We start from the raw sequence: 14,130 nt of genomic DNA, 5'->3' as shown, positions 1-14,130 counted from the left end.
ATCTGGGGGTGCCCCATACGGGGCACCTCCATTTAACCATGCGTTGGGGGGCGTAATGCGTAGTCAGTCGATCATTATCCTGGCGATCGCCGTGGTCATTGGGTTGGCCGCGGTTTTTCTGGCCAACAGCTATCTCGGCCGGGTCGAGCAGACACAGGCGCAAACCGCGCAGGGCACCCGTAAGGTCGCCGTTGCGCGCGTGCCCATCGATTTCGGCGCGCAGATCACGCCCGACAAGGTCAAGCTGATCGACTGGCCGGCGGAATCGATCCCGGCCGGCGCCTTCCATTCGATCGAGCAGCTGCTGCCGATGGGCAAGGCCCGCGTGGCGCTGCGCCCGATGCTCACCGACGAGCCGATCCTGCGCCCCAAGCTGGCGGGCGAGGGCGGCCGTGCAACCATTTCCGCCGTCCTGAAACCCGGCATGCGCGCCGCCGCGGTGCGCGTGAACGATGTCGCGGGCGTGGCCGGCTTCGTGCTGCCGGGCGATGTCGTCGATGTGCTGGTCACGCGCAGCCCCGCCGATATGAGCGGCGGCGGCGGCCAGATCACCGACGTGCTGCTGCAGAAGGTCCGCGTGATCGCGATCGATCAGGACGCCAACGACAACACCGACAAGCCGGTGATCGGCAAGACCGCGACGCTCGAAGTGACTCAGCTCGATTCCCAGAAGCTCGCCCTCGCCCAGCAGGTGGGAACGCTGAGCCTGGTGCTGGGCACGGTCGCCGGCGACACCAATCCGTCCGTCGAGACGGTGAGCGTCGAAGATCTGCGCGATGGCGCGTTCGTCGGCGGCTATAGTGCGCCGCGTCCGGTCGCATTCCGTCCCTCGGGTCCGGCTTCACCGCCACCCCCCCGCGCCGCCGCGCCGCGTCAACGCGCGGCGGCGCCCCTGGGCAGCGAGATCCAGGTCGTGCGCGGCACCGAGAACAAGAGCTACGAGGTGGGGCGTTATGCCGGGTTCTGATCGCATGCTCCGCCTCAGCGGAACGCTCGCCGCCGCGGCGTGCGTCGCGCAGCTGGCGCTGACCGTACCGGCCGCCGCGCAGGCGATCACCGCTGCGCCTGCCGCATCCACCGGCGAGGTCTCGGTCCCGGTCAACAAGAGTCAGGTGGTGGTCGCCGACCGGCCCTTCGCCAAGGTGCTGATCGGCAATGCCGACATTGCCGATGTCGTGCCGCTGACCAACCGCTCGGTCTATGTGCTCGGCAAGAAACAGGGCACGACCAGCCTCACACTCTATGACCGCAACAACACGCTGATCGCAGTGATGGACGTGGCCGTCGGCCCCGATGTCGTCTCGTTGCGGCGGCAGCTTTCTGAGCTGATGCCGAACGAGCCGATCTCGGTGCGCGCGTCGGGCGATTCCGTGGTGCTGTCGGGCGTGGTTTCGTCCGGCCCGGCCGTGGACCGCGCGAAACAGATCGCGGCGACCTTTGCGGGCGACAAGGTCGTCAATTTGCTCAGCGTCGGCGCGACGCAGCAGGTGATGCTGGAAGTGCGCTTCTCCGAGATGAACCGCACCGCGGCCAAGCAGCTCGGCTTCAACAACGCCTTTTTGGGCAAGGACGTGCGCGGCGGCACCGGCTCGAACGCGCCGCAGACGACGCTGCTGACCGATCAGAACGGGCGGCCGATCGTCAATCTCCAGGGCATCATCGACTCCTTCGGTGTCGGCGTAGCGCGCTACGGCCTCGGGCCGCTGAGTATCGTCACCGCGATGGACGCGCTCGAGCGCAAGGGCATCGTGACGACGCTCGCCGAGCCGACGCTGATCGCGCTGTCGGGCGAGTCCGCCTCGTTCCTTGCCGGCGGCGAGTTTCCGGTGCCGGTGGCGCAGGGCGGGACCGGCAGCGGCAATGGCGCAACGACGATCACCGTCGAGTTCAAGCCGTTCGGCGTCAGCCTCGCTTTCACCCCGACCGTGCTCGACGACGGCGTGATCAACCTCGAGGTCGCGCCCGAGGTGAGTTCGATCGACCCTTCGGCGTCGGTGCAGATCAACGGGCTGACGGTGCCCGGGCTGCAGACGCGGCGCGCCAAGACCACGCTCGAGCTGCGCGACGGCCAGTCGTTCGCGATCGCCGGGCTGCTGCGCAACGATTTCCAGGACACGGTGCGGCAATTCCCCGTGCTCGGCTCGATCCCGATCCTGGGTGCGCTGTTCCGCTCGACCGGCTTCCAGAAGCAGGAGACCGAGCTGGTCATCATCGTGACGCCGCGGCTGGTGAAGCCGGTGAGCGCCGGGACGCTGTCGGTGCCGACCGACCGCGTGATGCCGCCGAGCGAGGGCGACCTGTTCGGCTTTGGCCGCACCGACCGCGCGGTCGGGATCAATCCGCTCGACCCCTATGCGCCACCGCCCGAAACGAAGAAGGCCAAGCCCCCGGCGCGCGCGCTGCCGCAGGATGATCCATCCGGCTACGAGATGAGGAAGTGACGATGGGCACGACGCTGATCCGCTCGCGTGTGTCCGTCTCCGCGCTGGTTTCGCTGGCGGTGTTGTCGGGCTGCACGCCGATCGATATGGGGCTCGGCGACGTCTCGCGCGCCAATCAGGCGCTGCAGGTGATCAACCCCGATCCGGTCGCGGACGACACGCCGCCCGCCGCATCGGGCGCGCGCGCGGCGGCCGCCGCGGAACGCTATCGCAAGGGCCAGGTCAAGCCCCCGGCCGTGGTGTCCACCACCGCCACGGCCGCCGGGGGCGGGTCCGGCGGCCCGCCGAAATAGCGGGAAAGGTGATGCGTACCCCCAGTAACCTTCTGCGGAACGACGATGGCGCGGTCGCCCCGATGGTGGCGGTCGCGCTGTTCGCGCTGGTGGGGGCGGCGGGACTCGCCTTCGATTATTCGCGGCTGGCGAGCATGGACACCGAATTGCAGAGCGCGGCCGACCAGGCGGCGCTGGCCGCGGCGTCGCAGCTCGATGGCACCTCGACCGCGATCACGCGGGCGCGGGCGGCGGGCAGGAGCCTGATCACCAACCGCGCGCTGTTCGCCAATGACGGCGTCAACCGCAACATCGCGATCACGCTCGACACGCAATTCGTCTTCTACTCGGCATACAGCGACAGCGCGCAGACGGTGACGACCGATCCCGTGGATGCGAAGTTCGTCAAGGTCACCACCGACGGGCGCACCGCGAAATATGCGCTGACACCGATTACGGGCGTGCTCAATTCGGGGTCGATCAATGGCAGCGCGGTGGCCGGCATGGGCTCGGCGATCTGCAACGTGCCGCCGATCATGGTGTGCAATCCCGACGAGCCGGTCGGCAATATCAACGAACTTCTTGCATTCAGCGCGGCGGCGGGCGTGGGGCTCAAGCTGATCGCGGGCAACGCCGATGCGCCGGGCAATTTCGGCTGGCTCGAATCCGGCAGCGGGAACGGGGCGAGCGAACTCGCCGCCGCGCTCGGCTATAACAAGCCGCCGGGTAACTGCTCGCCGATCAACGGCGTCACCACCAAGACCGGCATGAGCGCGTCGGTGCTGTCGGCGCTCAATACGCGCTTTGACGTGTTCGCCAACGGCAACCAGACCTGTCCGTCGCAGGGCGGCGGAACCTGCTCGCCGTCGAGCAATGTCCGCAAGGATTTGGTGTGCACGTCGAACAACGGCACGAGCTGCTCGAACGATACCTGGTCGGAATCGACCACGCCGTATCGGCCGACCAGTGTCGCCGCGCTGCCCTCGAGCGGCGGCGCCACTGACCCGGACATCATGGGTTACCCGCGCGACCTCTGCCATGCCGTGGCGCCGGCCAGCCAGACGTGCGGCACAAAGGGTAGCGGGACGTGGGACCGCGACGCCTATTTCCGGGTGAACTACAAGCTCAGCGGATCGACCGCCTGGACCGGCGCGACCGGCTTGTCGGCAGCCGCGACGCGCTATCAGGTCTATAAATGGGAAATGACCCACACCGCGATCACGGTGAGCGGCCAGTCCTATGGCATCGGCGTCGCACAGCCGCTCGGCACCGGCGGCGGAAATGGCAACGGGAATGGCAATGGCAACGGAAATGGGAATGGTAACGGTAACGGGTCCCAGCCGACGGGTTTCGGCGTCCCCGCGACCGGCCGCGCGGGACTGACACCGGGGGCAGAGGGCGATCGACGGCGCATCTCGGTGGCGGTGCTCAATTGCCGTGCGCTCTCGCTCAACGGCAAGACCAGCGGCATTCCGGTGGCCAAATGGCTCGACGTGTTCCTGGTGGAGCCGGCCTTCACCCGCAAGAGCGGCAACGTCACCTACACGGATTCCAAGGAAGTCTATGCCGAGGTGATCGAGGAAACCCCGGTTGGCTATAACGGGTCCAATCTGGCTCAGGTGGTGCGGCGCGACGTGCCGTATCTGCTGCAATGATGGCGTTACTGACCCGGCTTCGGCGATGCCGCTCGGGCTCGGCGAGCATCGAGCTGGTGCTGGTGACGCCGATTATCTTTACGCTGCTGTTCGGCGCGGTCGATCTCGGCAATTACTTCATGTCGCAGCATGTGGTGGTGAAGGCGGTGCGCGACGGCGCGCGTTTCGCTTCGCGGCAGGGATTTAGCTACTACACCTGCTCGACGGCGGACGCGACCAATGTCGAGACGCCGACCAAGGAGATTACCCGGACGGGGACGATCAGCGGCGGCACCGCGCGGCTCGCGACCTGGACCAGCAACAGCACGATCACGCTCACCGTGCGGTGCGACACGTCGGGCACCTATGCCGGCATCTACACGAATGTCTCCACCGGCGTGCCGATCGTCAAGGTTACGGCAATCGTGCCTTACAACTCGCTGTTCAATCATTTTGGCATCACCACGACGGCGATCAACCTGACCGCCGAGTCCGAAGTGCCGGTGATGGGCGTATGATCGCGCGCCACCTTTTTTCCGACCGCTCGGGGGCGGGTGCGGCCGAGTTCGCGCTGATCTTGCCGCTGCTGCTGGTCTTCCTGCTCGGCACGATCGACGTGGCGCGCTTCCTGTGGGAGTGCAACCGCGCCGAAAAGGCGACTCAGATGGGTGCGCGCTATGCGGTCGTCGCCGATCTGGTGGACTCCGGGCTCGCCAGCTACAGCTTCGCGACGTCGGGCGGGCTGCTGCAGGGTCAGGCGGTGCCGCAGGCGAGCTTTCCCGGTGTGTCGTGCGTGTCGACGGCGGTGACCGGCAGTGCGGCCACGGCCGTTTCCTGCACTTGCGCCGGCACCTGTGGCTGGACGGTGACCGCCGACGTCGCGGCGTTCAACCGCATCGTCGCGCGCATGCGATATTTCTTCCCGCGGCTGACGGCGGCGAATGTCGAAATCCGCTACGAATATTCGGGTCTCGGCTATGCCGGCGATCCCAATGGCGCCGATGTCGCGCCGCTGGTGGTGGTGCGGCTGCGCACCGACCAGACCGCGAACCGAGTGACCTTCAAGCCGCTGCTGTACACCCTTTTCAGCACCAGCAGCATCGCGTTGCCGGCATTCAGCGCGTCCCTGACGCTCGAGGACGGGGCCGGGAATGTCGCGAACTAGGAGTTATGATGTGGAAGTTCGTAACGTGAGTGAATGGGGACCGGGCGGCTGGCGAGTGCGCGGCAGCGCAGTCTCGGTCGAGCTCGTGCTGTCGCAGGGCGAGATCGCCGCGAGCGAGATCGGGCCGAGCCAGCGCGACGGGTTCGTCATCGAGCTCACGGCGCTGGAACCCGATGCCGATGTCCCCACCGATATCGCGGCGCGGGCGCAGACGATCGTGGTCGAGGTGCGCGCCAACGATCCGGGTTCGCTGCGGCGGCTCGAGCGGCTGCGCGAACGGCACCCGCGGCTGATCGTGGTCGCGGCGGCGCGCGACACGTCGCTGGCGTCGGTGCGCGCGATGCTGCGGGTTGGCGCGAGCGACGTCGTGCCGTTGCCGCTGTTGCGCAGCGAGCTGGAGGCAGTGATCGACCGCCTCGGCGAACGGATCGTCGAGGCGCGACCGGCGCCCGGCAAGCTGGTCGCGGTGATCAAGAGCGTCGGCGGCGTCGGCGCCACCGCGCTCGTCACCCAGTTGGCCGCGCTCTACGCGTCGCGCGAGGCGAAGGCGCAGCGGCAGACGGCGCTGCTCGATCTCGACCTGCAGAACGGCAATGTGGCGACCTATCTCGGGCTCGACGCCAACCTGACGGTCGGTGACCTGCTCGAGGCAGGGTCGCGGCTCGACCTCACCGTGCTGCGTTCGATTCCGGTCACGCATGCCGGCGGCCTGGCGGTGTTCGCCGCGCCGGTCGACATCCTGCCGCTCGAGGCGATCGACACCGACCAGATGTGCAATCTCGTCGATCTCGCCCGGACGAGCTATGACACGGTGTTCCTGGACCTGCCCAACGACTGGACCAACTGGTCGCTGTCACTCATTTCGCGGGCGAGCACGATCCTGTTCACCGTCGACCTGACCATCGCCAGCCTGCGCAAGGCGCAGCGTCAGCTCGCCCTGCTCGAACGGCTGGGCATTCCGCCCGAAGCGGTGCGCATCGTCGTCAACCGCGCCGAGAAGAAGATGTTCAGGTCGATCGACCTGAGCGACGCCGAGCGCGTGCTCAAGCGGCCGGTCGCCTTCACCCTCGCCAATGACTTCGCCTTGGTGATGGCGGCACTGAACGAAGGTATCCTGGTCGGCGACATCAAGGGCAAGAGCCGGCTCAGCCGCGACCTGTCGGCGATGATGGACGGCCTGGACGAACTGCTCGGCCGGAGCTGATCGCATGTGGCAGATCAAAAACAGCGCACCGGTCCCCGAGCGCACTACCGCCGCCGCCGTCACCGGCGAAAGCAAGGTCGCGGACGTCGCGCGCTGGACCGAGCTCAAGGTCGAGCTGCACCAGCGCCTGCTCGACGAGATCAACCTCTCGGCGCTCGAAACGATGACGCCCGAGCAGATTCGCACCGAAATCGGCGACATCGTGCAGGACCAGCTCGCGCTGCAGAAGCACGCGCTCAACCTGACCGAACGGCGGCAGCTGGTCAGCGACGTGCTCGACGAGTTGCTCGGACTCGGCCCGATCGAGCCGCTGCTCAAGGATCCGACGATCACCGACATCCTGATCAACGGCCCGCAGATCGTGTTCGTCGAGCGCGGCGGCAAGCTGGAAGAAACGCCGGTCCGCTTCAAGGATGACCGCCACCTGCTGCGGATCATCCAGAAGATCGTCTCGGCGGTGGGCCGCCGCATCGACGAATCCGCGCCTTATGTCGATGCGCGGCTGGCCGACGGGTCGCGCGTCAACGCCGTCGTGCCGCCGCTCGCGGTCGATGGGCCGCTGATGTCGATCCGCAAGTTCGCCAAGACGCCGATCACCATGACGAAGCTGACCGAACTGGGCAGCGTACCCCATGATATCGCGCAGGTGCTGTCGGCGATCGTCCAAGCACGGCGCAACGTGCTGATCTCGGGCGGCACCGGATCGGGCAAGACGACGCTGCTCAACGCGATGTCGGCCTATATCGACGGCACCGAACGCATCGTCACGATCGAGGACTCGGCGGAACTTCAACTCCAGCAGCGCCATGTCGTGCGGCTCGAGACGCGGCCGCCCAACATCGAGGGCGTGGGCGAGGTCACTCAGCGCGATCTGGTCAAGAACGCGCTGCGCATGCGCCCCGACCGCATCATCGTCGGCGAGGTGCGCGCCGGCGAGGCGTTCGACATGCTCCAGGCGATGAACACCGGCCATGACGGGTCGATGACCACCGTGCACGCCAACACCGCGCGCGATGCGCTGTCGCGCGTCGAGCAGATGATCGGGATGAGCGGGATCGACATCACCGGCGCTTCGGCGCGGTCGCAGATCGCCTCCGCGATCAACGTCGTGCTTCAGGTCGGCCGCCTGAGCGACGGCCGCCGCCGGCTGATGAGCGTGTCCGAGATCACCGGCATGGAGGGCGAGGTGATCACCATGCAGGAGATCTTCCGCTTCCGCATGACCGGCCGCGAATCCGACGGCACCGTGGTCGGCAAGTTCGAAGCGACCGGCATCCGCCCGAAATTCATGAACGAGCTGAGTGATCGTGGCATCTCTCTGCCCGCCGAGCTGTTCCGGCCGGAACTGGCGATCAGATGAGCGATACGACCCTCCGCGCACTGGTACTGCTGCTGGTGTTCGGTGCGGTGCTGCTCGCCGCCGACGCCGCGCTGCAATGGGCGCGGAACGCGCGCGGCAAGCGGCGGGCGGTCAACAAGCGGCTCGAGATGATCGAGCATGGCGCGGATCAGGCGACGATCGCGGCCAAGCTGCGCCGCGATTCGCTGACCGGTCCGATCGATCTGCCCGGCATGTTCAGCGGGCCGGGCAAACGGCTCGAAAAGATGCTGCGGACCAGCGGTGTGCCTTTTTCGCCGATGCAGCTCGCCGCCTGGATGATGATGGCGGCATTCGGCATCTTCATGGTGGTGACCGCCGGTGCGGTGGTCGGCGGGATCGGCATCACGGCCGGCACGCTGGTGATGATCGCGGCGTTCGCCGGCGTGGTCGGCATCGCGCTCCCGCTGTTCTTCTTCGCGCGCCAGGCCGACAAGCGGCACAAGAAATTGCTCGAACAATTTCCGGTCGCGCTCGATATCTTCGTTCGCGGCCTGCGCGCCGGCCATCCGGTGGCGGCGGCGCTCGACCTGCTGACGCGCGAGATGGCCGACCCGATCGGCAGCGAGTTCGGCCTTGCCACCGACGAGGTCACCTATGGCGCCGAACTGCGCGACGCGCTGCACAACATGGCCGAGCGCTGCGACCTGGACGACATGCGCATGTTCGTCGTCAGCCTTGCGGTCCAGAACGAAACCGGCGGCAACCTCGCCGAAATCCTCGATAATCTGTCGCGCGTGATCCGCGAGCGGGCGAGCATGGCGATGATGGTGCGTGCGCTCAGCTCAGAAGGGCGGATGACCGCCGCGATCCTGACCGCGCTGCCGCTGCTCGCCTTTTCCGGGCTGTTCCTGCTCAACCCCGCTTTCTACCTCGATGTCGCCGATGATCCGGCGTTTCTGTACGGGTTCACGGGGCTCATCTTCCTCTACATCGTCGGCTTCGTCACGATCCGGCGCATGATCGACCTGAAGGTCTGATGCGATGATCGCCGAACTCGCCCCGCAACTGCCCCGCACGCTGGTGCTGGCGCTGGTCTTCATCCTCGTGACGGGCCTCGCGCTCGCTGTGGCGACGGTGACGCGCAACCGCACGCGCGTGCGCGCCCGGCTCGATGCGATGAGCCGCGGCGGCACGGTCGCCAGCGGCGCCTCACTACGCGGCGAGCAGCAATCAACCGCCTGGCACAAGCTGGTCAACGCGATCGAACGCGGCGGGCTGTCGCTCGCCGACACCAACAGCGAGGCGCTGGTCGAGCGGCTCGCGGCGGCGGGCTTTAACTCGCCGGTGGCGCCGCGCATCTACACGCTCGTCCGGCTCGTCGCGACGCTGGGCCTGCCGACGCTGTACGTGCTGTTCGCCACGCTGACCGGACGCACCGGCTCGCTGATGAACCTTTATCTGATCGGCGCCGGGCTGGCGCTGGCCGGCCTCTATATCCCGACGCTGATCGTGCAGGCGCGCGCGGACCGTCGCCGGGACCAGATGGTGCGCGACTTCCCCGACACGCTCGATCTCATGCTCGTCTGTGTCGAAGCGGGGCTGGGGCTCGAGGCGGCGTTCGACCGCGTCGGGCGCGAGATGATGCACTCGCACCCGCTGGTCGCCAAGCTGCTCGCCGGCGTGGTGCTCGAATTGCGTGCGGGCCGCAGCCGCGAGGACGCGCTGCACCGCATGGGCGAGCGCGCGCGGGTCGATCAGATCCGCTCGTTCGTCATGCTGATGATCCAGTCCGACCGGCTCGGCTCCAGCATCGGCAAGACGCTGCGCGTCTATGCCGCGGAGATGCGCGAGCAACGCAAGCTGGCGGCGCAGGAAAAGGCGCACCGGCTGCCGGTGCTGCTGTCGATCCCGCTGGTGACGTGCATGTTGCCGGTGATGATCGGCGTACTGATGCTGCCCGCTGCGATCCGCGTGGTGCGTGACATGTTTCCGGCTTTGGCAGGAGGGGGATGATGCGGTCCTTGATCAATCGGTTCGCGGCTGGCCTGAGTGGCCTGTTCATACTCAGCAGTTGCGCGACGACGAACGGCGGCATTTCCGGCATCCGTCCGGTGGGTGGTCTCGCGGTCGGGGAGACCAGCGTGGCGGCCGGCAACGAACTGGTCTCGCGCGGCCAATATGGCCTCGCCATCGCCGCCTATCGCCGTGTGCTGCGGCTGGACCCGGCGAGCAGCGCCGCGCGCGAGGGGCTGGCAATCAGCTATGAGTTGCTCGGGCGGCTCGATCTGTCCGACCGCTATTATCAGGAGGCGCTAGCGCTCGCGCCGCGCAATCCGCGCATCTACGAGAATTTCGCGGCGTCGCTGCGTGCGCAGGGGCGGCAGGGCGATGCCGACCGGCTGATGGCCGACATGCGCATCGCGCTGCCCGGCGAACCGGTCCAGACGGCGGTCGCGGCGGTGCCGGTGCAGGATTCGGCCAAGACCGCGGCGGTAGCTGAGGTCCAGACCGTGCAGGCCGTGCCGTCCGCCGAGCCGGACGTCCGCACGATCCAAATCTCGGACCGCTCGAGCCTCGTCCTGACGATGCCGCGCCAGCCCGTAGCGGCGCCAGTTGTGGCCAAAGCGGCGCGCGCGGTGCGTGTGATCAACGCGGTGGGGCGTCAGGGTATCGCGCGTCAGACCGTGGCGCTGCTGGCGAAGCGCGGGATCGGGGGGCTCGAAGTCGGCGACGCCACGTTCAAGCTCAAGCGCAGCCGTATCCTGGTCCCCCAGCGCCAGCGTGCGCAGGGCGAGCAATTGTCGCGCAACCTGCCGTTCGCCGTGCGGATCGAGGAGAGCGCGGTCGCGGGCCGCGTGCAGTTGCTCGTCGGCGAGGATGCACTGCCGGCGCTGCGGCGCGCACGCCGCGCGTGACGCGGGGCACGGGTCTCAGCATGCCGCTGGCCGCGCTGGTGCTGGCGCTGGCGCTTCCGGCGCAAGCGTCGGGCACCGGCGACTTACCGATCATCACCGCCGCGATCCGCTCGGGCCGCCTGATCCAGGCGGAGCTGATGCTGTCGCGGCTGCCCATGCCGGCCGATGCGGTCGAGGCCGAAGCGATGGACGGCGTGCGCGGCGAGTTCGCGCTCGCCAGCGGCGCGACCGAACAGGCGCTGGGCATCTTCTCGCGGTTGCGCGGGGTCGATCCGGTGCGCTGCGACTATCAGCGCGACTTCGGCATTGCCGCCGCGCGGCTCGGTGACGGACGCGCGCTCGATGCGCTGCGCGGCGCGGCGGCGAGTTGCGCGACGTGGCAGAGCAGCCAGTTGCTCGGCGTGGTGCTCGCCCAGCGCAAGGACTGGGGCGGGAGCGAGGACGCCTTTGCCCAGTCGCTGCGCCTCGATCCGGGCAACGCCGTCACGCTCAACAACCGCGCCTTCGCGCGGATCGAGCAGGGCCGCTATGCCGACGCGCTCGATGATCTGCGTCTCGCGTTGCGGACCGCGCCTGGCGACCGCCGTATCGGAAGCAATATCGACCTTGCCGAAGGTGCGCTGGGCAATCCGCCGCGGCGGCGCCCCGGCGTCGACGACGACCGCGGCTGGGCGTTGCGCCTCACCGTTGCCGCCAAGGGCGCGCTGCGGACGGGGCGGACCGAGCTGGCGGCCACGCTGCTGACTCAGGCGGTGGAGGTCGACCCGCGATATGGCCGCGAGGCGAGCACGCTGCTCGACACGCTGCGCGCTGCGAGAGGCGGCATGCGATGATCGCAACCGGGCTGCTGGCCATCCTGATCCTGCTGCTGCTCGCCGCCGCGCTGCAGGACATCTATCAATTGCGCATCGCCAATTTCTTCGCGGTGGCGATCGTTCTGTTGTTTCCGGTCTATGCGGCCGTCAAGGGTCCCGACTGGTCGCTGTGGCAGAACCTCGTGGTGTTTGCCGGCGTGTTCGCGCTCGGCATGGCGGCGTTCGCCGCACGCTGGCTGGGCGGCGGCGACGTCAAGCTGCTGGCGGCGACGGCCTTGTGGTTCGACATCGCCGGCGCGGGGTGGCTGATCGGCGCGGTCGCGCTCGCCGGCGGTATCGTCGCGCTGCTGTTCATGCTGCTCCGGCGAATCATTCCGGAATCGCTGCTGTTCCGCACGCATATGGTCGCGCTCAAGCCGCGCGGTCCCGTTCCCTATGGCATCGGCATCGCGGCGGGCGCAATCAGCGCCATTGCGCTGGGGCATGTCAGCCCCTGAGGGCGTTGCTGCGGGTCGTGCGCGTGGGCTTTCATTATGATCGGACCGCGCTAGATGCGCTCCAGGCGCGCGTCGCCGCCGGCAAAGGATATCTTCGATGAGTTTCACCCCTGCAGTTTCCGAGCAGCGCTTCGTCCTCGATCATGTGGTGGGGCTTGGCGAGCTGGGCGTGGACGGCGATCTGACCGATGCGGTGCTGGAGGGCGCGGGCGCGTTCGCGGCGGGGGAGTGGGCGCCGCTCGACCGGGCGGGCGATATCGTCGGTGCGAAGTGGACCGCCGACGGCGTGGTGATGCCGCAGGGTTATGCGCAGGCCTACAAGGCCTATGTCGAGGGCGGCTGGGGCACGATCGGCTCGCCCGAGGCCTATGGCGGGCAGGGGCTGCCGGTGAGCCTCGCGACCGCGGTGCTGGAGACGCTGGGCAGTGCCAATACCGGGTTCGCGCTGTGCCCGACGCTGACCGTCGGCGCGATCGAGGCGCTGGTGCATCACGGTACGCCCGAGCAGCAGGCGGCTTATCTGCCGCATCTGTCGTCGGGCGCATGGACCGGCACGATGAACCTGACCGAGCCGCAGGCGGGCTCGGATGTCGGCGCGCTCAAGGCGATGGCGAAGCCGCTTGGCGACGGGAGCTGGTCGATCACCGGCACCAAGATCTTCATCAGCTTCGGCGATCACGACCTGGCTGATAATATCGTCCATCTCGTCCTCGCGCGCACGCCCGATGCGCCAGCCGGGACGCGCGGCATCTCGCTGTTCCTGGTGCCCAAATACCGGCTCAACGCCGACGGCACGCCGGGCGCGTTCAACGATGTCCGCACCGTGTCGATCGAGCACAAGATGGGGCTGCACGCCTCGCCGACCTGCGTGCTCAGCTTTGGCGACAACAACGACTGTATCGGCGAGCTGATCGGCGCCGAGCATGGCGGCATGCGCGCGATGTTCACGATGATGAACAACGCCCGGCTCAATGTCGGGCTGCAGGGCGTTCAGATCGCCGAGCGTGCGACGCAGCGCGCGGTCGCCTATGCCCGCGAGCGCGTGCAGAGCGCGCGTGCCGGATCGCCGAGCCGCGAGAGCGTGGCGATCATCGAGCATCCCGATGTGCGGCGCATGCTCCTGCGGATGAAGGCGCAGACGTTTGCCGCGCGGGCGCTGGTCTATCTGGCGTTCGGCCAGCTCGACCGCGCCAATGCCGGTGACGCCCAGGCCAGGGCGCGGCTCGAGCTGCTGACCCCGCTGGCCAAGGCGCACGGCACCGATCTTGGCAACGAGGTGGCGAGCCTTGGCGTGCAGGTCCATGGCGGGATGGGCTATATCGAGGAGACGGGCGCTGCCCAGCATTTCCGCGACGCGCGCATCACGCCGATCTATGAGGGCACCAATGGCATTCAGGCGGCCGACCTGGTCGGGCGCAAGCTGACCGGCGACGGCGGCGCGGCGCTGTTCGCGCTGACCGGCGAGATCCGTGGGCAGACGCAGGACGCGAACCTGATCGCGCTGACCGACGCGTGCGACGAGGTGGCAAGGCATCTGATCAGCGCTGAAACCGACGACCGGCTGGCGGCGTCCTATCCGTTCCTGACGATGCTGTCGGTCGCGGTATGCGGCTGGTTGATGGAGAAGCAGGGCCGCATTGCCGCGAGCGCCGAGGGCGATCCCGCATTCCTCGCGATGAAGCAGGCCGCCGCCGCCTTCTACACCGCGCAGATCGTCCCCGAAGCGCTCGGCCTCAAGGCCGCCGCAACCGCCAGCGCTGAGGTGCTGTACAGAGTTACGGTGGACGGGTTCGCAAGCTGAACTAGGGCAGGACTCGCTCGATCGGGTCGCCGGGTGCTCGGGCGCCCGGCCGCATCCGAAGGCTT

Annotated in this window: 14 protein-coding genes; all 14 read left to right on the top strand. The window is 68.0% G+C overall.

What is annotated here, in order from left to right; translation table 11 throughout:
- Positions 1-55 precede the first annotated feature (55 nt).
- Positions 56-967, top strand: a complete 912-nt coding sequence (gene cpaB, locus M9978_RS03765; protein ID WP_302053771.1) for a Flp pilus assembly protein CpaB — start codon at positions 56-58, stop codon at positions 965-967.
- 4 nt (positions 968-971) lie between these two features.
- Positions 972-2,441, top strand: coding sequence for a type II and III secretion system protein family protein (locus tag M9978_RS03760; protein WP_254291522.1), 1,470 nt, complete (start codon positions 972-974; stop codon positions 2,439-2,441).
- A 2-nt stretch (positions 2,442-2,443) separates the two neighbouring features.
- Positions 2,444-2,734 carry a hypothetical protein gene (locus tag M9978_RS03755; RefSeq protein ID WP_254291521.1) on the top strand — a complete coding sequence of 97 codons (291 nt, stop codon included), beginning with the start codon at positions 2,444-2,446 and terminating at the stop codon, positions 2,732-2,734.
- An 11-nt stretch (positions 2,735-2,745) separates the two neighbouring features.
- On the top strand, positions 2,746-4,368 hold the full coding sequence (locus M9978_RS03750; protein ID WP_254291520.1) for a pilus assembly protein TadG-related protein: 1,623 nt from the start codon (positions 2,746-2,748) through the stop codon (positions 4,366-4,368).
- Positions 4,368-4,865: a TadE/TadG family type IV pilus assembly protein gene (locus tag M9978_RS03745; protein ID WP_254291519.1), complete on the top strand. Its 498-nt coding sequence runs from the start codon at positions 4,368-4,370 to the stop codon at positions 4,863-4,865. The genes M9978_RS03750 and M9978_RS03745 overlap by 1 nt, the downstream gene beginning before the upstream one ends.
- A complete protein-coding gene (locus M9978_RS03740; protein WP_254291518.1) occupies positions 4,862-5,512 on the top strand; it encodes a TadE/TadG family type IV pilus assembly protein in 651 nt (216 codons plus the stop codon). The genes M9978_RS03745 and M9978_RS03740 overlap by 4 nt, the downstream gene beginning before the upstream one ends.
- Positions 5,513-5,522: 10 nt before the next feature.
- A complete protein-coding gene (locus M9978_RS03735; RefSeq protein ID WP_254291517.1) occupies positions 5,523-6,716 on the top strand; it encodes a CpaE/TadZ family protein in 1,194 nt (397 codons plus the stop codon).
- Positions 6,717-6,720: 4 nt separating this feature from the next.
- Positions 6,721-8,076 (top strand): TadA family conjugal transfer-associated ATPase, encoded by a 1,356-nt coding sequence (locus tag M9978_RS03730; RefSeq protein ID WP_254291516.1) that lies wholly within the window; start codon positions 6,721-6,723, stop codon positions 8,074-8,076.
- Positions 8,073-9,074 (top strand): type II secretion system F family protein, encoded by a 1,002-nt coding sequence (locus tag M9978_RS03725; protein WP_254291515.1) that lies wholly within the window; start codon positions 8,073-8,075, stop codon positions 9,072-9,074. Before M9978_RS03730 ends, M9978_RS03725 begins: the two co-directional genes overlap by 4 nt.
- 4 nt (positions 9,075-9,078) lie before the next feature.
- Positions 9,079-10,050, top strand: coding sequence for a type II secretion system F family protein (locus M9978_RS03720; protein ID WP_254291514.1), 972 nt, complete (start codon positions 9,079-9,081; stop codon positions 10,048-10,050).
- Positions 10,050-10,952 (top strand): LytR C-terminal domain-containing protein, encoded by a 903-nt coding sequence (locus tag M9978_RS03715; RefSeq protein ID WP_254291513.1) that lies wholly within the window; start codon positions 10,050-10,052, stop codon positions 10,950-10,952. The genes M9978_RS03720 and M9978_RS03715 overlap by 1 nt, the downstream gene beginning before the upstream one ends.
- Entirely contained in the window at positions 10,949-11,785 is an 837-nt protein-coding gene (locus tag M9978_RS03710; RefSeq protein ID WP_254291512.1) for a tetratricopeptide repeat protein, read from the top strand. The genes M9978_RS03715 and M9978_RS03710 overlap by 4 nt, the downstream gene beginning before the upstream one ends.
- Complete coding sequence (locus tag M9978_RS03705) at positions 11,782-12,264, top strand: A24 family peptidase (RefSeq protein ID WP_254291511.1); 483 nt, start codon at positions 11,782-11,784, stop codon at positions 12,262-12,264. The genes M9978_RS03710 and M9978_RS03705 overlap by 4 nt, the downstream gene beginning before the upstream one ends.
- 97 nt (positions 12,265-12,361) lie before the next feature.
- On the top strand, positions 12,362-14,065 hold the full coding sequence (locus M9978_RS03700) for an acyl-CoA dehydrogenase family protein (protein WP_254291510.1): 1,704 nt from the start codon (positions 12,362-12,364) through the stop codon (positions 14,063-14,065).
- Positions 14,066-14,130: the final 65 nt, after the last annotated feature.

Origin of the sequence: Sphingomonas tagetis (assembly GCF_024211275.1) — a bacterium.
Classification (GTDB): Bacteria; Pseudomonadota; Alphaproteobacteria; order Sphingomonadales; family Sphingomonadaceae; genus Sphingomonas; species Sphingomonas tagetis.
This window is presented reverse-complemented; position numbering and strand designations above follow the sequence as displayed.

What these genes read in the sequence shown, in the direction of transcription:
- cpaB (WP_302053771.1), top strand. Translation starts at nt 56, where the DNA reads ATGCGTAGTCAGTCGATCATTATCCTGGCGATCGCCGTGGTCATTGGG.
- M9978_RS03760 (WP_254291522.1), top strand. Translation starts at nt 972, where the DNA reads ATGCTCCGCCTCAGCGGAACGCTCGCCGCCGCGGCGTGCGTCGCGCAG.
- M9978_RS03755 (WP_254291521.1), top strand. Translation starts at nt 2,444, where the DNA reads ATGGGCACGACGCTGATCCGCTCGCGTGTGTCCGTCTCCGCGCTGGTT.
- M9978_RS03750 (WP_254291520.1), top strand. Translation starts at nt 2,746, where the DNA reads ATGCGTACCCCCAGTAACCTTCTGCGGAACGACGATGGCGCGGTCGCC.
- M9978_RS03745 (WP_254291519.1), top strand. Translation starts at nt 4,368, where the DNA reads ATGGCGTTACTGACCCGGCTTCGGCGATGCCGCTCGGGCTCGGCGAGC.
- M9978_RS03740 (WP_254291518.1), top strand. Translation starts at nt 4,862, where the DNA reads ATGATCGCGCGCCACCTTTTTTCCGACCGCTCGGGGGCGGGTGCGGCC.
- M9978_RS03730 (WP_254291516.1), top strand. Translation starts at nt 6,721, where the DNA reads ATGTGGCAGATCAAAAACAGCGCACCGGTCCCCGAGCGCACTACCGCC.
- M9978_RS03725 (WP_254291515.1), top strand. Translation starts at nt 8,073, where the DNA reads ATGAGCGATACGACCCTCCGCGCACTGGTACTGCTGCTGGTGTTCGGT.
- M9978_RS03720 (WP_254291514.1), top strand. Translation starts at nt 9,079, where the DNA reads ATGATCGCCGAACTCGCCCCGCAACTGCCCCGCACGCTGGTGCTGGCG.
- M9978_RS03715 (WP_254291513.1), top strand. Translation starts at nt 10,050, where the DNA reads ATGCGGTCCTTGATCAATCGGTTCGCGGCTGGCCTGAGTGGCCTGTTC.
- M9978_RS03705 (WP_254291511.1), top strand. Translation starts at nt 11,782, where the DNA reads ATGATCGCAACCGGGCTGCTGGCCATCCTGATCCTGCTGCTGCTCGCC.
- M9978_RS03700 (WP_254291510.1), top strand. Translation starts at nt 12,362, where the DNA reads ATGAGTTTCACCCCTGCAGTTTCCGAGCAGCGCTTCGTCCTCGATCAT.